This is a genomic window from Bdellovibrio reynosensis, assembly GCF_022814725.1.
Classification (GTDB): domain Bacteria; phylum Bdellovibrionota; class Bdellovibrionia; order Bdellovibrionales; family Bdellovibrionaceae; genus Bdellovibrio; species Bdellovibrio reynosensis.
In genome coordinates this window covers 1,510,222-1,529,085 of sequence record NZ_CP093442.1, presented here as the reverse complement: position 1 = coordinate 1,529,085, position 18,864 = coordinate 1,510,222, and the positions used below count along the sequence as shown (strand labels likewise).

Below are 18,864 nucleotides of genomic sequence, written 5' to 3'. Positions count from 1 at the left end.
TAATGAAATTAGCTAATAAATGCATCCTTGCATTGGCAGCGGGTGTAGCTTTAGTAGGGTGCAGCCCGAGCGAATCAACAAAGCTTGTCGCTAAAGCGGTTATTCCAAAGGAAGACTTCCAGGAAAAACCAAAAGACTTTGCGGTCTTTAATCCTAAAGTAGACATTCTTTTTGTAATCGATAACTCAGGAAGTATGGCGGAAGCGCAGAACAACTTAAGCCGCAATGCTTTGGAGTTCGCTGATGCTATTTCTAAAGTTTCGATTCTTGATTACCACATCGGTATCGTGACGACAGATATGGATGACTGCAGTACTGATTGTGGGAAGCTGCAAGGATATCCTGCCTATGTTGAAAACAGCACCCCAGATCTAGTGAATATCCTGTCACGCAAATTCATCGTGGGTACCAACGGTTCAGCTTCAGAAGAAATGTTCGGCCCGGTATTAGCGGCTTTATCCCCAGCTTTAGAGATGGGTGTGAACCGTAACTTTTATCGTCAGGACGCTTTCTTGGCGGTGATCTTTATCACCGATGCGAAAGACCAATCTAATTATACTCCACAGGATTTGTTGACACAGCTGGTGGCCAAAAAGGGTGACCCTAATAAAGTCTTGGGTTACGGGGTTATTCGCACAGTGGCTCAGCAAGATATCTGCACTTCAATGGAAGATGTCGATGATAAGCTTGAGGGCTTCTTAGGAACTGTTGTGAACGGCGATAAGATGCAACAAAACATCTTAAGTCTTTGCGCTCCAGACTACGGTGTGAAATTAGCGGAGTTTGCTCGCGATATCGTAAGGAGAACATCTGGTTCGGTGAAACTAAGCCGTATCCCGAATGTTAAGACCATCAAGGTGTCTTATGGTACGCAAGTGATCCCTAACAGTGCAACAAACGGTTGGGTGTATCAGCCTTCGACGAATTCAATCCTTCTAGCAGAAGGAATTGAGTGGAACTATCAAGGTCCGAACGTTGGTTTGACCATCGACTTCGAAACGATCGACGTAAGTAATAAATAGCGGTCGCCGATCCTCCGCCTTGCATATGGCCACTTCTCGCCAACCTTGGCTCGGTGAAAATAAAAAGGCTTTAAGTTTATCACTTAAAGCCTTTTGTTTTTTTAAAATCAGAACCCATTATTTTACTGAGGTTTTGACTTCGATTGTTGTGTTAAGTTCCTGATCGCAGAAATCACCGCCGCATTTCTTACGAGCTTTGCGTTCGTCGATAAACATTTGAGTTGTATCGATTGTGTAAGTGAACTCTCTCATTTCGTAGTTCTCATCAAAACCTACAACTTGAACTTCGTAAATTCCTGCGGCTATTCTTGTAGCTGACTTAAACTCCCAGACGGCGTCGTCAATTTTGAAATCCGCATAGATGTTGCCCATTTCACCCAAACTTGCGAAACCAAGATAAACTGTATAGCGCGGGGAAACATCAGTGCTCATACCAAGCTCTTCTACGATGATGTTTACTTTTGTATGACCAGATTCGCGTTTATCTACCAGACGAACCACTTGATCGATGCTTGAAGGTGCGATTTCGATTTTAGAAGAAGGAATTGTTTTCGCAAAAACACTCGAGGACATAAGCAAAGACATAAATACTAAAACAGCTTTGTGCATGGATATCTCCTTAAAGTTAATGGGTAAAATTCTAAGCGATTACCACAAATAAATAGCTGTAGCGTCTTCTTGTGTTGAACGGTAAGCAATTCCGTCGATTTGTTGGCCAACAGTTACTTTGCGAGTTGTGATGAAGCCAAATGAACTTACTTCGCCGATAGCAAGTGGGCAGTTGAAGCTTGGAGCGTAAAGATATTTTTGCGACCAATCGATTGTTACGCGAACTTGTGTTGCGCTCACTTCAGTTACTGATTTCACTTTGCCTAAAATTTGAGCGTCAAGTTGAGTGCAGTCGTTAAAAGCTAAAGCTGAATTTGAAAGTAATAGACCTAGGGCGATTGCCACTTTTTTCATCGAAATTCTCCTGTTTGTTTTGAATGGCGCACTTCTATCATAGGGGTATGGGAATTTCCGTTAAGTTCCGGTTAGGTCAGTTTTTCCTGTAAAAAGTGCCTAAGTGGTTAAAAAACAACGCGAATTCGAAGTCGAAAAATGGTAATTCCATTGGAGTGCGGACTCTATAACTCATCGCATAGGTCTGCGAAATATAGTCATTGATATTAGGCACTTAGCAGTGTTCTATACCAGATAAATAACTTACTTTTCGGGGCTGCTCTGACCAGGTCAGAGTGTATCAGGAGACTTATGCACCAGAATGTAAACACCGAAACAAAACCAACTTCCACAACAACCATTCCTCAGAAGTTCGTGTATTTCTTCGCAGCAGGTGAAGCTGAAGGAAATGCCGGCATGAAGAATATCCTAGGCGGTAAAGGTGCAAACCTTGCTGAGATGACTTCTTTAGGCATTCCAGTTCCTCCGGGCTTCACAATCTCTACTGAAATCTGCGCCCACTTCTATGAAGCTGGCGGCAAATTACCTGAGTGGGTTCGTCCTGCGGTAATCACTGCAATGGAAAAAGTTGAAGCGAAAATCGGCAAGAAGTTCGGTGACGTGAACAATCCGCTTTTAGTTTCTGTTCGTTCTGGAGCTCGCGCTTCTATGCCGGGTATGATGGATACAATCTTAAATCTTGGTTTGAATGATCAAACTGTAGAGGGCTTAGCTAAGTCTTCTAACAATCCTCGTTTTGCTTGGGATTCTTACCGCAGATTTATTCAGATGTACTCTGACGTGGTGATGGGTATGAACTCTTCACTTCTTGAAGTGACGTTAGAAGACCTTAAAGAAGAAAAGCACTATAAACTTGATACTGAAATGACTGTTGATGACCTAAAACTTTTGGTGAAAAAGTTTAAGGACCTAGTTCATCAAATGACGGGTCAATCTTTCCCGAACGATCCATGGGAACAACTATGGGGTTCTGTTTCTGCAGTATTCCGTTCTTGGAATACTCCGCGCGCGATCACTTACCGTGAACTTCACAGCATTCCTGCTGCTTGGGGTACGGCGGTGAACGTGCAATCCATGGTTTTCGGAAATATGGGCGATGACTCAGCTACAGGCGTTGCGTTCACACGCAATCCTTCTACTGGTGAAAAAGCTTTCTATGGCGAGTTCTTATTGAACGCGCAAGGTGAAGACGTGGTAGCGGGTATCAGAACTCCGCAGCCAATCACTAAAGTTGCTGCGGCGGCTGCAGGTGTGCCTTCTTTAGAAGAAGCATTGCCTGAAGCCTACCAACAGCTTGTTGATATTTATAAAAAACTTGAAGGTCACTATCGCGACATGCAAGACATCGAGTTTACGATTGAACGTAAAACTTTGTGGATGCTGCAAACTCGTAACGGCAAAAGAACAGCTGCTGCGGCTTTAAAAATCGCTTGTGACATGATCGATGAAAAGTTGATCAATCAAGATGAAGCGTTATTAAGACTTGATCCTTCTTCATTGGATCAATTACTTCATCCTACCTTAGATCCTAAAGCTCAAAAAACTTTATTGGCTAAAGGTCTTCCAGCTTCTCCAGGCGGGGTGAACGGTCAAATCGTATTCACTTCGGAAGAAGCGGTTGAGTGGAAAGAACAAGGTAAGAAAGTTATTCTTGTTCGTATCGAAACATCCCCTGAAGACATCGCAGGTATGGTGGCGGCGCAAGGTATCTTCACTACTCGTGGTGGTATGACGTCGCATGCGGCGGTAGTAGCGCGCGGTATGGGTAAATGCTGTGTGGCTGGTTGTGGTGATGTTGAAGTCGACTACCGTAATGAAACTATGAAAGTAAAGGGCTACGTCCTTAAAAAGGGCGATGTGATCACTTTGGATGGTTCTACGGGTGAAGTTTACTTGGGCGAAGTTAAAACCATCGAGCCTAAACTTGATGGCAACTTTGAGCGCATCATGAAAATCGCGGACCAAGTTCGTAAGTTGAAAGTTCGTACGAACGCGGATACTCCGAAAGATGCACAAACAGCTCGTAACTTCGGTGCTGAAGGTATCGGTCTTTGCCGTACAGAGCATATGTTCTTTGGTGCTGATCGCATCGATGCGGTTCGTGAGATGATCATCGCTGACAACAAATCAGACCGTGAAAAAGCGTTGGCAAAACTATTGCCAATGCAAAGAGATGACTTCTATCAATTATTTAAAATCATGGACGGCTTGCCAGTAACAATCCGTTTATTGGATCCACCTCTTCATGAGTTCGTGCCTCACACCGATGAAGAAACTAAGGAGCTAGCAGCTCGCATTAACATGGATTATGAACGTCTTCGTAACAAAGTAAAAGCTTTGCACGAGTTCAATCCAATGTTGGGTCACCGTGGTTGCCGTTTGGCGATCACTTACCCAGAGATTTATCAAATGCAAGTGCGCGCGATTGCGGAAGCAGCTTGCTTGATGATCGGTGAAGGTAAAAAACTAATTCCTGAAATCATGATCCCACTTGTGGCGACGGATAAGGAATTAGATATCCTTCGTCATTCAGCGATCAATGAAGTTAAAAAAGTTCAAGCCGAGAAAAACGTGAAGTTTGATTACTTGGTTGGAACTATGATCGAACTTCCTCGCGCCGCTTTGACTGCGGATGCGATTGCTGAGCATGCTGACTTCTTTAGCTTTGGTACCAATGACTTAACTCAAACGACTTTGGGTCTATCTCGTGATGACTCTGGCCGTTTCTTGGGCTCATACGTTTCTAGCGGCATCTTGCCAAAAGATCCGTTTGTTTCCATCGACCAGGTGGGCGTAGGTTCACTAGTGAAAATGGGAACAGAACTGGGTCGTCGTCAACGTCCTGACCTAAAAGTCGGCGTGTGCGGCGAGCACGGGGGTGATCCAGATTCTATCGAGTTCTTCCATAAGGCGGGACTAGATTACGTGTCTTGTTCTCCGTTCCGAGTGCCTATCGCAAGACTTGCGGCAGCTCGTGCAGCTTTGATGAAGAAAGCTGTGCACTAGTTTCTAAGTACTTTTCTAAATAACAAAAAAGCCGATCGCAAGATCGGCTTTTTTATTTTCGCCCCGATATCGGCAGCAACCAAAGGGTGCCTGCTTGCTGCGGGCTCCTGCCCTTGCCCTTCGGGCTTACGCGAAAAAATGCCTTCGTGGCATTTTTTGCTTTTTACGGTTTCACCGCGTCAGGCTCCCACCTGAAGTAAACTTCATTGCGTACATCGTAGCAAATTCTACTTCCGAATCGGTGGTAACCATTACGCAAAATCAATTTCCACCACCGCTCCGGTGGTAAAAATTGCTGAAAGTAAATTTCTACCACCGTATCGGCGGTAACCATTGCGTTTGTCCAAAAGGTGCCTGCTTGCTGCGGGCTCCTGCCCCCTTGCCCTTCTCGCTTACGCGAAAAAATGCCTTCGTGGCATTTTTTGCTTTTTACGGTTTCACCGCGTCAGGCTCCCACCTGAACAAACTTTCTTGCGTACATCGTAGCAACTTTCACTTCCGATTCGGTGGTAACCATTACGCAAAATCAATTTCCACCGCCGCTCCGGTGGTAACCATTGCGTGAATTCAATACTCACTCCTGAATAGAGCAGTAAATTGACACGCCGAAACCGTAAAAAGAAGCAGGTACCTTTAAGGCAGGAGGCTGGGGCGAGCAGGGTCCGTTCTGTCTCATAATGAGAATTTGGTTATGTAAAAGCTCCTTAGTGGCTGCCGTTGAATGTCACTGTCTAGGCATCAGTCAGTTATTTCTTTCCCTACGCCAATTTAAGCGCCTGCCGCTGTGGCAATGCCTTTGCTTTATTGATTAGTCATTAAGGAAGAATTTTATGAAAACAAACATTTTGTTCGGAAAAGTTTTAAAAGTAGCGGCTCTATTAACAATGACTGTGTTCCTTGCGAATTGTGGTAAAAGTAATAGCGGCGGCACAACAGCAACTACTGTTGCAACAACTGCAATCAGCTCTACGGCTGGATACGCGGTGTCTGTCCGTGATAACCAATGTTATCAATGGCAAACTTCTCAATATGTTGCGGTAGCTTGTAATAACATTCCGAATGGTTCTTACATCATTTATAATCACATGTGCCAGCAAGTTCAAAACGGCAGCACAACAGTAGCTTCAAGCCAAACTGCTTGTGCGATTCCAACACAAGTTTGTACAGGTCAATATTTCGACAGCTACGGCACAACTGCAAACTGCGGATCTCAAATGAGCTGCAAAGGTTACACTTTGTACAACTCACAAGGTCTTCCAGTTCGCTGCCAATAAGAACAGTCTTCCCTTAAAGAACAAAATAGAACGGCGCTCAAGCATGGGCGCCGTTTTTTATTGTGCATAATCCCTAAGCATCTTGAAAACGCGATGCGAAATTTCGTTCTCAATATCTGCTTAAATTGTAAGCTTCTGTCGTTCTTTTCAGAGCCACTTGTTGACATACTTCTGCGGAGTGATGAAATAGCAATGGTCTAAGGTCTAGCTAGACCTAAGACTTGGTATTTTGAGGGGAAATGTTGCACAGAAGTGCCAACACTCAAGAGGGGATAGAACCTTGAGAATTAAAAAGATTGAACTAGTTGGTTTTAAGTCATTTAAGGATCGTACAGTCATTCACTTTGATGCCGGTATCACAGGTATCGTTGGACCGAATGGTTGCGGTAAATCCAATATCGTGGATGCCCTTATGTGGGTTATGGGTGAAATGTCTGCAAAGGACCTGCGTGGTTCGCAAATGACAGACGTTATCTTCGGCGGAGCTGAAGGTTATGCACCTCTTGGTATGTGTGAAGTGTCGCTGACTTTAGAAAACGACGGCGGCGCCTTCCCAGCTAAATACATTAAACATTCTGAAATCATGGTCACTCGTCGCCTGCACAGAAGCGGTGAGGGTGAGTACTTCGTAAATAAAGAACCTGCTCGTCTAAAAGACGTGCAAGAGATCTTTATGGATACGGGTGCGGGTTCTAAAGGTTTTTCTATCATCGCCCAAGGTATGATTGGTAAGATCATCACTGCGAAACCTGAAGACCGTCGTATGCTTATCGAAGAAGCTGCCGGTATCACGAAGTTCAAAGCTCGTAAAAAAGAATCTCAACGTAAGTTGATCTCTACCGATCAAAACTTGGTGCGTTTGCAAGACATCATCGGCGAGTTAAAACGCCAAATCGATTCTTTGCAAAGACAAGCTCAGCGTGCAGAACGTTACCGCAACATCAAAAACCAAATCGAAGATTTGGATCTTTGGTTGTCATCAGCTCAATACATCGAGCTAAAACGCGCGGCTGACGAAGCACAAGCGATCTTCAATGAAGCCCAAAGCATGGAAGTGGAAGGCGAAACAAACCTTTCAACTCTTCAAGGCCAGCTTGAAGTTTTAAAACTGCAAATCTTAGAAAAAGAAAAAGCAGTTGAAGAACAACAAACTGAGTACTTTGCGAAGCAATCCACTGTTCAGAAAAAAGAAATGGAGATCCAAGAGCTTCGTTTCGAAATCGAACAGGCCCGTCGTAATGAACAAATGACTGGCACCATCTTGCAAGAGCAACAAGCCCGCCAAGAGCTTTTGACTCGCGATAAGATGAACCTTGAATCTCAAGTGAATGAATTAAAAGAAGAAGCAGAAACATTGTCTGCAACGTTCACTGAGAAAAATGAAATTTTCCAAAACTTCAATTCCCGCATTGGCACTGTAGATGAAGATCTAACGACAAAACGCCGCGAACTATTCGCCGTCGGTCAGTCTGAATCTTCACTAGATGCCCGCGTGAATTCGTTGTCTGGCCAAATCGCTGATTTGACAGACCGTCAAGACAACGAACAACAGGTTTTGAACGAACTTCGTGAAAAACAAGTAGAGTTCGAAGCTCGTCGTAAAAAAGTTACTAACGAATTAGATAAAGAACGCCAAATGCAACTGGATTTGGCGAGCGACGTGGATTCATACGAAGCTAATAAAAAGATCTTGTCTGATTCCGTAGCAGAGAAAAAAGCGGAAGTAGAACTGTTCAAAGATTCTTTGAACGAAGTGGCTTCTCGTTTGTACGGTTTAGAAAACTTGCAAAACAACTTCGAGGGTTTCCAAGAAGGTGTGAAACAAGTGATGTTGTGGCAAAAAACTCGCACAACAGAGATGATGGCGGATGGTTCCGTTGTTTCTCACTTCCAACCGGTTTCTGAGGTTGTTGAAGTTCCCGCTGAATACGAAGTAGCGATGGAAGCGGCATTGGGTTCACGCCTGCAAATGCTTCTTTCTTCCGATGCTAATATCGCCGTAGACGCCGTTACTCATCTTAAAGAAAACAAAACCGGTCGTTCTAGCTTTATGCCAGCAAACGACAGTGGTTATTCTTTCAACCGTTCTGAAGCTCCGACTGCTCAAGATGGCGTTCAAGCTATCTTAAAAGACGTTGTAAAAGCGGCTGATAAATTCCAAAACGCTGTGGCTTACATGCTTGATGGTGTCGCGATTGTTGATTCCATCCGCACAGCTCTTAATCTTCGTGCAAAATACGAAGGTTGGACTTTCGTAACTCTTGACGGTGACACGTTGACTGCTGACGGAGTTTTGACGGGTGGATCTTCAGAATCTGCGGATTCTGGAATGTTAAAACGTCGTCGTGAAATTAAAGAATTGTCTGAGAAAAAAGACGAATTCGCTGGTAAGTTGCAATTAGCGCAAATGGTTCTTAAGAAAACTGAAGAACAACTAGCGAACGTTCTAAATGATTTCGAAGGCGCACAAAAACGTAAAATTGATCAAGAGATCAAAGTTACTGAACTAAGAAAAGACTTAGAGCGCGCTGAAAACGAAGTTCACAACGCACAACAAGCGGTTGAACGCCAAGAACGCGAAGTCAAAAAATTGACTGAGCAACTTGAAACTCAAGAACAAAAAATGGAAGAACTGAACGAAGCTTTGATTGAAGCTCGTGAAAAGAAAGTTCTTCTTGAAACTGAAGTTGCAAGCCTGACTAACGAAATGAACTCGGTTCGTCTTGGTTTTGACGGTTTGCAAGCGGAAGTGACAGATCTTCAAGTAAGATCGGCTTCTAAAACTCAAGAATACCAAGGTGTTTTAAGACAGCTTGAGATGGTGACGAAGTCATTAACAGATCTTGAGTCGCAACTAGCTCGTATGAGCGAAGAAGCAGAAGGCTATAACTCTCAGATGACTGAGAGCCAAATGCTTCTTGAAGAAAAGAAAATCGAATTTGAACGTCTTTTGGATGAAGTTGAGCAATTGAAACTTCAAGCAGCTCGCACTAAAGACGAATACGAAGTGATGTCTGAATCCATTCGTGCCATCGAAGACGAAGCAAGTGCTTCGCAACGTGCACGTAACGAAAGACAACACAGAATGAACGACTCTCAATTGAAGCTTGAACAAGCTAAGATGAAAGAGCAGTACTTAATCGATCAAGTTCGCGAACGTTACATGTTAAACCTTCCGGACGTAGTTGAAAAATACGCGAGCCGCGATGGTGACTTCATGGGTGCCAACGAAGAACTTAAAGAACTTCGTGAAAAGCTTGCGAAGATCGGTGAAGTAAATCTTTCAGCGATTGAAGAGTACGAAGAAACGGCTCAACGTTACGAGTTCCTGACGAAGCAACATTCTGACTTAACTGAAGCTAAAGAGCAGTTACGTAAAGTGATCGATCGTATTAACAGAATCTGTTCTAAACGTTTCAAAGAGACGTTTGACCTTGTTAACGACCGTTTCACTCGCGTATTCCCAGTTCTATTCGGTGGTGGTGAAGCTTGGTTAACTTTGGTTGAAGAAACAGAGAAAAGCGAAGCGGGTATCGAAATCATCGCGCGTCCTCCGGGCAAAAAGACTCAAAACGTGTCTTTGATGTCGGGTGGTGAGAAAGCGTTGACTGCGGTTGCGCTGGTATTCTCGATCTTCCTAGTGAAGCCGTCTCCGTACTGCTTACTGGATGAGGTTGACGCTCCACTTGATGACGCCAACGTATTCCGTTTCAACGACCTAGTTCGTGAAATGGCGAAACGTTCGCAAATCATCGTTGTTACCCATAACAAACACACGATGGAAGTGGCTGGAAAACTATACGGCGTAACTATGCAAGAGCGTGGTGTATCGACGATGGTTTCTGTGTCTCTTCAAGATATCAAGTAGGCCGCTGGCCTACTTGTCACGCCGAAGCGCAAAGCGCAAAGCGCAAAGCGCGAAGGCGGAATCTACGTTTAAAAAACAAAAATCCCCGTAGCAAAACTACGGGGATTTTTATTTAAAGAAATGAGTTTTAGTCCGGTCACTGCACAAAGAAAAACGAGAGTAAGGCAGGACAACTTTGAATCGAGTAGAAAAAGCGGGGGGGAGCCGCAACCGGTATAAAACTCACTACCTTTTATTTTACGTATTCAATGACCGAATCTTCGGCGAAGCGCACTTTCTGCATGTTTTGGAAAGTGTCTTCGGCGTGACGGTAACCTAGAGCTACTGTCGCAACTGTTTTATAGCCGGAACCTTCAAGACCCAGAATTTTGTCGTAAGATGCGGGATCTAAACCTTCCATCGGAGTAGCGTCGATTTTTAATAATGCTGCGGTTTCAAGTAAGAATCCCATGGCAATGTAAGCTTGTCGCTGAGACCAAACTTTGATTTTTTCGCCTGGAGCTTTAGCCAAGTTTTCAATCATCATGGCTTTGTAACCATTCAGTGATTCTGGATTTACTTTGCGAACTTCAGAAATACGATCGACGTATTTTTGAATGAACGCTTCATCCATTTCTTCTTTATACGCAAATACCACATAGTGGCTAGCATCGGTCACTTGCGTTTGGTTCCAAGAAACTGCTTTGAGTTGTTCACGAACTTGGGGGTTTTCAACAATCAGGAACTTCCAAGGTTGCACACCGTAAGAAGACGGAGCCATAAGAAGGGAATTTGTCAGAGTTTTCCAATCGGACTCTGAAATTTTCTTGGTCGCATCGTATCTTTTCGTAGCGTAACGCCATTCTAAGGCTTCCATAATCTGCTTAGTTGAACTCATTAATATCTCCTAGCGTAAAGCTAAATGTAACAAACATAGATACATTATAAGTAAACCCAGTTTTAAATGCAACAATTAAAGTTACATTTAAACTCTTTCTCAAGTTTAAGGGGTTTTACGCGAACCTTGGGGTCCTAATGATTGTGTATTTCTTTAATTTAGGTTAGGATGAGCCATGCTTGATCAGAAGTTCTCTGTCTCAGTCCATATTATGACCGCATTAGCTTATAGTAAAAATGAGCTAGTGACGTCGGAATATTTGGCATCAAGCATTCGCACAAATCCCACGGTTGTTCGTCGATTGCTCGCAAAATTGGTCGAGGCTGGTTTGCTTGAATCTTTTAAAGGTAAGGCGGGTGGAGTACGACTTTCAAAGTCTGCTAAGGAAATCACTCTTAAAGAAATTTACTCTGCCGTATGTGAGAAAAAACTCGTAGCTACGTCGGATAAAGAACCCGTCAAACAATGCGCTGTCAGCTGCAGCATGAAAAAGATTATGGAAGACGTAGTAGATGGTATTGAACGCCAGTCCATGGATTATCTTTCAAAAATCCGTCTTCATGAACTGACATCGAAGATTAAGTAGAACTTTTCACCATGAACTCTCGCGATGAAATAATTAAGAAGCTTCATGAAGAAGCGATCAAGAATGGATCTGATACTTACATTGATCCCCTGACGGGTTATCAGGTATTCACCGAAGTTTTTCATAAGAATCGTGGATATTGCTGCAACTCTGGTTGTCGTCACTGTCCCTATAAAAATAGTGTAAATAAGTCCTCAAAATAAACAAAAATAACTGTGAATCTGAAAATAATCATTTTCTAACCCCGGTGGATTGGCCAAAGCAGTTTTTGTGAGGATCATATTTTCAAATTTCCCAACGCAAACAAATTGCGAGGAGAAAAACGCATTTTTCATTCGCAAAAAACGCGAGCAATCTTTTTTAAGTTTAATAAACAAACCTAGTGGTTTGGCCAACGAAGTGATCTTAGATCACGTGTTTTTATAAAAAAAATTCCTGCGATCTTTAGAAGCCAATACATCTTCCCGATACATATTCGTCAATTTTAATAAGGGGCGTATATGTTTTCTAAGTTAAGTTTAAAAGTAAAAACAATCGCAGCATTCGTCGCGATTTCAATGTTAATGATAGCTGTTGGCGGAGTAAGTTGGTACTTCAATAAGCAATCAACTGCAAAATACGATGCGATTGCAGAAACAAATTTGCCAAATATCGCTTCAGTGGGGGGCTTGCGTTTTAGAGCCCAGGAAGTAAATCGCGTGCTTCTTCGTGCTGTGTTTGCAACAGACGAAAAAGAGTATGACAACTACAAAGATCAATACACTTCAGCTTTAGGCGAATACGAAAGTGCTGTAAAAAAATATCTTGAAGTTGAATTTTTCCCGGGTGAAGAAGCTTTGTATAAGTCTTCTGAAGAGCACTGGAAAAGCTTCGTCAAGATGACGGCAGTAATTATTGAACTTGCCGGTAAACCTGAAGGCAAGGAAAAAGCCCACCAGATGTTAACGGAAAACTTAACGCCTCTTCGTCGTGCCCATGCTGATAGCGTGTCTGGGTTAATGCAATTCCATCTGGATGCTGCAAGCAAAGCCAGCAACGAAGCAGATGAACTTTCTCAGCGTGGTGAAGTGATCATGGTTTCCATTATTATTTTTGGATTCATTTCAGCCTTAGCGCTAGGTTTCTTCTTCGCGACTTCTTTATCTAAATCGTTGGGTCATATCAGTGAGGAAATCTCGGGTGCTGCTGAACAGACTTCATCAAGCGGTACTCAACTCTCTGCCGCCAGCCAAACGCTTTCTGCTGGTTCGTCCCAAGCTGCTGCTTCTTTAGAAGAGACTGTTGCATCCTTAGAAGAACTTTCAAGCATGGTAAAACTAAATGCCGAACACGCGCATGAGGCAAATAACTTGTCGCAAACTTCCCGTGATTCTGCCCAACGCGGTGAAGGCGAGATCAATAAATTGATTAAAGCCATGGAAGAAATCGCAAGTGGCTCTAAGAAAATCGAAGAGATCATCTCTGTGATCGATGATATCGCTTTCCAAACAAACTTGTTGGCGCTAAATGCAGCTGTTGAAGCAGCTCGTGCAGGTGAACAAGGCAAGGGTTTCGCCGTAGTTGCTGAAGCTGTCAGAAATCTGGCGCAAAGAAGTGCCGCTGCTGCCAAAGAAATCACAACTCTGATTCAAAACAACGTAGAGAAATCTACTTCAGGTGCCAGAGTTGCAAGTCAAAGTGGTGTGGTGCTGAAAGAGATCGTGGATTCTGTCAAAAAAGTGGCAGACCTAAATAGCGAAATCTCTGTAGCCAGCAAGGAACAATCAAATGGCTTAGAGCAAATTTCTAAGGCCATGAACCAATTAGACCAAGCGACCCAAGGAAATGCTGCGTCTTCAGAAGAAGTAGCCGCATCATCCCAACAGATGTCGTCTCAAGCGACAGTTTTGGCAGGTTTAGTTGTGGATTTACGCTCTCTGGTAGAGGGCGAATCCAAGGCAGCATAAAGAATACTGGTTTATCCCAGTAAAGTACGATAGACAGGGGACACTTAAAAAACCGACTAACGCAAACCGTTGGAGGATTTATGATGTCCCCGAGTCATGCCCAGCAAATGGATTACCTGTTGATTGCCATCGGCGTTCTTTTAGCCGTTATCCTGGCAGTTATCTTTATTGGTGTTTATAAAAAACGTCACAGAAAATTAAGCCCGCGCGAAGTCTATCCTGAAACACAACGTGAAGTTGTTGAAGAGATTAAAGTCACGCCGCCGCCACAAGCCGTAGAGCTTAAAAAGGAAGCGGCTGATTACATCGCTGAACCAGTTCCTGAAAAGGAAGTGGATCTAAAACAAGTATTGAAAAAAACCGAAGAAAATCTTTTCGGTCGCATTCGCAATCTTTTTAAAGACGATACCGGCGCAAAACACTTAGAAGAAATCGAAGAGATTCTTTACACCAGCGATCTTGGTCCAACGACCGTGCAAAGATTGATGGGCGCTTTAGAAGACAAACTTTCTAAAAAAGAACGCGGCGATTACGACACTGTTCGTGAAGCTTTGAAAGAAGAAATTAAACACATCTTCTCTGGGTCCCATAACACAGGCCCTGACACTGGTATTTTATCAAAAATCCAATTTGCATCTGAAGCACCCACAGTATTGATGATCGTGGGAGTGAATGGTGCAGGCAAAACAACTTCGATTGGCAAAATCGCTTCACAACTAGCTGGCCAAGGCAAAAAAGTTTTAGTTGCAGCAGGAGATACTTTCAGAGCGGCCGCAGGCGGGCAGTTGAAAGTTTGGACTGATCGCGCGCAGGTAGAAATCTTTTCCCCTGAGGGAGTGACAGATCCAAGTGCTGTTGCCTTCGACGCGGTTTCGAAAGCAAAAGCACAGAATTATGATGTCGTAATCGTCGACACCGCAGGACGCTTGCACACCCAAGCAAACCTGATGGAAGAAATTAAAAAAATGAAGCGTGTGATGACGAAGGTTATTCCTGATGCCCCACATGAAACATTGATCGTACTTGATGCAAATTCAGGTCAAAACGCCTTGATGCAGGCAAAAGAATTCCACAACGCTTTGACGTTGACCGGTGCTATTCTAACTAAGATGGATGGGACTGCTAAAGGGGGAGTCGCAGTAGGCTTAGCACAAGAACTGCAAATTCCAATAAAACTTATTGGTGTCGGTGAGCGTATTCAGGATTTAAGAACGTTCTCTTCCCAAGAGTTCGTGAATTCATTGTTTCAATAATTAAGATTTTTAATTTTGCATTAACGAAAAAGCCCGCATTCCGCGGGCTTTTTTACTTTTGATCAGCGATGTTTTGAATCTGATCTGATTTGTAGGTGTGAATTCCTGCCTGAAAATTCAAGATCGCAATCGCCATGGCTTTTGCGATATCTGTCGCCTTAATCGGACGATACTTTTTAAAAGGCCCCACTAAAAGAGGGTTTAAGTAAGGTGAAATCTTTTGCGCAAACTCCTCGCCCTTACGTTCTTCTTTTCGCTTACCTAATATCAAAGACGGCCTGAATATTTCGATCTGCGGAATCGAAAGATCTTTCAGATCCCTTTCCATTTCACCTTTCACGCGGTTATAGAAAAAACTAGATTCCGCATCTGCACCCATAGCAGAAATAACTAAAAACTTTTGCGCCTTCACTTTTTCAGCAATTCGAGCAAAGGCCATCACATAGTCATAGTCGACTTTTCGAAAAGCCTCTTTGCTGCCGGCTTGTTTAATGGTGCTACCCAAGCAACAAACAAAGACAGGAGCCTTTAAAGCTTCTGCATAGTCTTCAAGTTTATCAAAATTTAAAATGATATTGTCGACTAACGATGGAACTTTTCCTAAGGGGCGGCGAGTGACCGCTTTGACCGTATCGATTTCAGCAAGGTGGCTTAAAATAAGAAGGAGCTCGTGTCCCACGAGCCCCGTCGCACCAACCAGACAAACATCAGTTGGATAAATCATCTCATTCACTTTCTGGCGTACTATTAGTTTGGCTGTTGTTCGTTCTTTTCAACTTTCGGTGGATAGTGCACACCGTAAGTGTTCAAGAAAGCAGGAACCGAGTTTCTGAAGTCAGCCATACCACTTACTTTGATCACGCCTTTTGTAAGAGCCGGGTTTGGATGAGCATAGTTAATGAAACGTCCTTCGTCGACAAGGAAATAACCACTGAAGTTTTCTTCGTCGATGTTGTAACGATCACCTGATTTACCACCAGCAGCACGTCTTGTAGTCTTAAGAGCTACTGCATTTGGATATTGGTCCACTTCGTAAACACCCTGTTCGATGTAGTTGTTAGTGCTATAGCGAATTCCTTTAGCCAAAATAGTGTTTAGATCCGCAGTCAAACCACCAGATTGTTGGGCACCGTCAGTTAATAACATGTATTGCCAGTGAAGTGGACGTTCATACGTGTCAGCATAACGTGGAAGTGGCGAAGTTTTCTTTTTGAAAACACCCGTCGTAATTTCTTGCTCACGAGTCGACTCTTTCGCATACACGCGATAGATATCTGTTCCCGGTGGCAACAAGTGACGAAGGTAAGCAATCGCTCTGTTTTCTAAACGTGTGCAACCTGAAGAGCCCGGATTTGAAACCAAGTTAACAAAGAATCCACGAGTCAATTCGATCGCAGCGGGGCCGTCTTTACCCCAGCCCATTGTTCCGTGCATCCATTGATAATTCATACCATTGATTTCATCACCTGGAGTCAACTTGCCCGCGTACCAACCGAAGGCGCCATAAATAGTCGAGCCACTGCCTTTTTCAACTTCAGTGATCCACTTTCTGCCACCCAAAGTTTTTGTGACACTGTCCGTGATTGGAGCTGGAATAGTTTTGATGTCCTGTCCCGCTTTATACCAATGAGGATAGTGTCCTAACCCGTCTTGATAGAACTTCACCCATTCAGAAATTCTTGCATGACCCAACCATGTTTTGAAAGCATGTGGATCTTTTTCGCTGCCTTCTTCTGGGCGACCTACAACCATGTCTGATTCCATCACAAGTCTGTGAGCGCAATCAGGGCTTGTCGTGCAACGCTCGTAGACTCTGGTTTTTTCAGTCGCTACGTTTTGAATAACGAAGTATTTAGAACCTGGAAGAACGACTTCCTTAGTGCTTAAATAGTCTTTAGATACAAACAACTCTAAAGCCGCATCATTACGCACAGTCGACGACTTAAGAATGCGGATTTGAACTAGCGGAGTTGCCTCATTTAATAGATTAAGAATTTCAACTTCATCATTTAAAGCAAGCTTACCAACCACATTTCCTGCGGCAGTAGAGTTACTGCTTCTGACATTTAAAGAGTCAGTGGAAATAAAGTAGCGTTGCCCCACGATAAGTTGGGATTTATCCACGCCCTTTGTAGCCGTCGCTGCGACACTGGAAGTATTTGTCGCAAGTTGCGCCGTTGAAGCTACAGGAGTTGTGGCAATCAACACACTCAATAGACTTGAGCAAATTTTTGCAGATCTAGAAATAGACATGAAACGTCCTCCATAAATGGAATCTATTAAACCTTTGTCATCAGGAACCAAGCTAAAGCAAGAAGCGTGACAGGCTTTATTCCTGCGGTATTTTTTATTGATGCATTTTTAACCGTCAAAATGTTTTTCAACGCTGCCCAAATGCGGCACCAAGGAGGGGAAATGAAAATCGTCGGAATGGGGTTGCTATTGCTATTAGCATTGCTGCCCGGTCTTTCAAATGCGCAAAGTGATCGCTGGGTGATCACTAAGACTGAATGGACGGAACAAGATGAAATTAATTTCGGCGCCTTTATCACCCAAATTGGCCAAGCCGTAGAGCGCAGGGAATGTCTTACTGTTGATGCCTGTCTAAAAAGCCCCGCAAATCCCTATGCTGGAACAGATCCTGAGGACCTAGAACTTTTCGCTGATTGCGCGGACCTTCCTTATTATTTAAGAGCCTATTTTGCTTGGAAAAACGGACTGCCAATGTCCATTCAAGAGGGAGTCAAAGCCCGCGAACCTAACGACAACAAAGACCCTCGTTATACGATGTATGGGAATATTCCTAAAGGCCGCTTTGATATTATTCCGACAAGATTTAAGGCCCCGAATGCCGTGCGCCTATTGAATAACGACATCGTTGATAAAACGTACTCTGCTTCTTTTCGCATGATGGGAAATGAAATTGCAGGGGTCACTTACACGGATTTCTATCCAGTGAAACTGCACCGTGATGCTATCAGACCGGGAACCGTCATCTATGATCCCAACGGCCACGTCGCCATCATTCATAGAATTACCGATGATGGACATATCTACTACATCGATTCCCATCCAGATAACACGATCACTTCAGGACTTTACACTCCGAAGTTTGTCAGAAGCTTTCCGTTTCAAGGAGCTGGCTTTAAAAATTTTAGACCCTTAGCTTTAGTAGGAGCTTCGAAGAATTTTTCAGGGGAATACTTTGGCGGAAAGATCGTAGCTGCCACAAACGCGCAACTTCCCCATTTTAGTTTAGAACAATTTTATGGAAACCAGCCCGATCCTGCCGGTGACTGGAAGAACGGCAAGTTCGTGTTTCAAGGTTCCACTTTAGGTTACTATGAATACTTGCGTTTGATGATGGCTTCAGGGGATTTGCAAATCGATCCGCTGCAAGACATGCGCACGATTCTAGGTGATATCTGCACAAGTCTAAAAGACCGTGTGGTCGCAGTAGATTTCGGACGTCAAAAAGGAATCGACCAAGTTCCCCATCCGATTCGACTGCCAAAAAATATTTATGGCACGGATGGAGAATGGGAAGCCTACGCAACACCAGCCCGCGATGCTCGATTAAAAGTAGCCTATATGGATTTATTGTTCCAAGCCCAACAATCGATTTTGCGTTATCGCGCGAAGGACCCCCAGATCATTTATTCAGGGCCAAACTTAGCCCAGGATCTTTTAAGAATTTATCAAGCGGAAGCAAGAGCCTGCCAGTTTGCTTACACAAATTCAGCGGGGGCCCCTGTGATGTTGGACTTAGAAATGGCCCGCATCAGATTGTTTGATCTTAGCTTTGACCCTTATCATTGCGTGGAACTTCGCTGGGGAGCCAACAGCGCGCAAGAGCTCAGCAGCTGCCTTGATGATCAGAACAAACGCGACTGGTACGCCAAAGAAAAGTGGCTTCGTTACCAATGGGAGCGGCGCTATGACGCTCGCATGGATTTCACATTAGAAGAGCTTGATGGCCCAAAACCAGGGGCAGGATTGTCTCGCCCGCCTGATGTTGATATCATCAGAATGCTGATGTCCCAAAGGGTAAAAAATTAGTTTGTACCAC

14 protein-coding genes are annotated in these 18,864 nt (G+C 43.8%); 9 read left to right on the top strand and 5 right to left on the bottom strand.

The window, feature by feature from the left end:
• Window positions 1-2 precede the first annotated feature (2 nt).
• Window positions 3-1,022 carry a vWA domain-containing protein gene (locus MNR06_RS07095; RefSeq protein ID WP_243540512.1) on the top strand — a complete coding sequence of 340 codons (1,020 nt, stop codon included), beginning with the start codon at window positions 3-5 and terminating at the stop codon, window positions 1,020-1,022.
• Between the two features lie 117 nt (window positions 1,023-1,139).
• On the opposite strand, the gene MNR06_RS07090 is transcribed toward MNR06_RS07095, so the two are convergent.
• Both MNR06_RS07090 and MNR06_RS07085 read right to left on the bottom strand, forming a co-directional pair.
• Window positions 1,140-1,631, bottom strand: coding sequence for a hypothetical protein (locus tag MNR06_RS07090; RefSeq protein ID WP_243540511.1), 492 nt, complete (start codon window positions 1,629-1,631; stop codon window positions 1,140-1,142).
• Window positions 1,632-1,670: 39 nt separating this feature from the next.
• Window positions 1,671-1,985: a hypothetical protein gene (locus MNR06_RS07085; RefSeq protein WP_243540510.1), complete on the bottom strand. Its 315-nt coding sequence runs from the start codon at window positions 1,983-1,985 to the stop codon at window positions 1,671-1,673.
• Window positions 1,986-2,276: 291 nt separating this feature from the next.
• On the opposite strand from MNR06_RS07085, the gene ppdK reads away from it, so the two are divergent.
• The 3 genes from ppdK to smc all read left to right on the top strand — a co-directional run bounded on the left by ppdK (window position 2,277) and on the right by smc (window position 10,133).
• A complete protein-coding gene (gene ppdK, locus MNR06_RS07080) occupies window positions 2,277-4,991 on the top strand; it encodes a pyruvate, phosphate dikinase (RefSeq protein WP_243540509.1) in 2,715 nt (904 codons plus the stop codon).
• An 830-nt stretch (window positions 4,992-5,821) separates the two neighbouring features.
• A complete protein-coding gene (locus MNR06_RS07075; protein ID WP_243540507.1) occupies window positions 5,822-6,265 on the top strand; it encodes a hypothetical protein in 444 nt (147 codons plus the stop codon).
• 280 nt (window positions 6,266-6,545) lie between these two features.
• Window positions 6,546-10,133, top strand: a complete 3,588-nt coding sequence (smc, locus tag MNR06_RS07070; protein WP_243540505.1) for a chromosome segregation protein SMC — start codon at window positions 6,546-6,548, stop codon at window positions 10,131-10,133.
• Window positions 10,134-10,365: 232 nt separating this feature from the next.
• On the opposite strand, the gene MNR06_RS07065 is transcribed toward smc, so the two are convergent.
• Complete coding sequence (locus MNR06_RS07065) at window positions 10,366-11,010, bottom strand: NAD(P)H-dependent oxidoreductase (protein ID WP_243540503.1); 645 nt, start codon at window positions 11,008-11,010, stop codon at window positions 10,366-10,368.
• A gap of 175 nt (window positions 11,011-11,185) precedes the next feature.
• Here MNR06_RS07065 and MNR06_RS07060 point away from each other — a divergent pair, with 175 nt between their 5' ends.
• From MNR06_RS07060 to ftsY, 4 genes are all read left to right on the top strand, one after another.
• Window positions 11,186-11,596: an RrF2 family transcriptional regulator gene (locus MNR06_RS07060; protein WP_243540501.1), complete on the top strand. Its 411-nt coding sequence runs from the start codon at window positions 11,186-11,188 to the stop codon at window positions 11,594-11,596.
• Between the two features lie 11 nt (window positions 11,597-11,607).
• Window positions 11,608-11,799 carry a DUF5522 domain-containing protein gene (locus tag MNR06_RS07055; RefSeq protein WP_243540499.1) on the top strand — a complete coding sequence of 64 codons (192 nt, stop codon included), beginning with the start codon at window positions 11,608-11,610 and terminating at the stop codon, window positions 11,797-11,799.
• Window positions 11,800-12,096: 297 nt separating this feature from the next.
• A complete protein-coding gene (locus MNR06_RS07050) occupies window positions 12,097-13,542 on the top strand; it encodes a HAMP domain-containing methyl-accepting chemotaxis protein (protein ID WP_243540498.1) in 1,446 nt (481 codons plus the stop codon).
• An 80-nt stretch (window positions 13,543-13,622) separates the two neighbouring features.
• On the top strand, window positions 13,623-14,795 hold the full coding sequence (gene ftsY, locus MNR06_RS07045; protein WP_243540497.1) for a signal recognition particle-docking protein FtsY: 1,173 nt from the start codon (window positions 13,623-13,625) through the stop codon (window positions 14,793-14,795).
• A 52-nt stretch (window positions 14,796-14,847) separates the two neighbouring features.
• Here ftsY and MNR06_RS07040 read toward each other — a convergent pair whose 3' ends face one another.
• Window positions 14,848-15,519, bottom strand: coding sequence for a Rossmann-fold NAD(P)-binding domain-containing protein (locus MNR06_RS07040; RefSeq protein WP_243540496.1), 672 nt, complete (start codon window positions 15,517-15,519; stop codon window positions 14,848-14,850).
• A 23-nt stretch (window positions 15,520-15,542) separates the two neighbouring features.
• Window positions 15,543-17,048, bottom strand: coding sequence for a L,D-transpeptidase (locus MNR06_RS07035; protein ID WP_243540495.1), 1,506 nt, complete (start codon window positions 17,046-17,048; stop codon window positions 15,543-15,545).
• 162 nt (window positions 17,049-17,210) lie between these two features.
• Between MNR06_RS07035 and MNR06_RS07030 the strand changes: the two genes are divergently transcribed.
• A complete protein-coding gene (locus MNR06_RS07030; RefSeq protein ID WP_243540494.1) occupies window positions 17,211-18,854 on the top strand; it encodes a hypothetical protein in 1,644 nt (547 codons plus the stop codon).
• The last annotated feature ends 10 nt before the right edge of the window (window positions 18,855-18,864 follow it).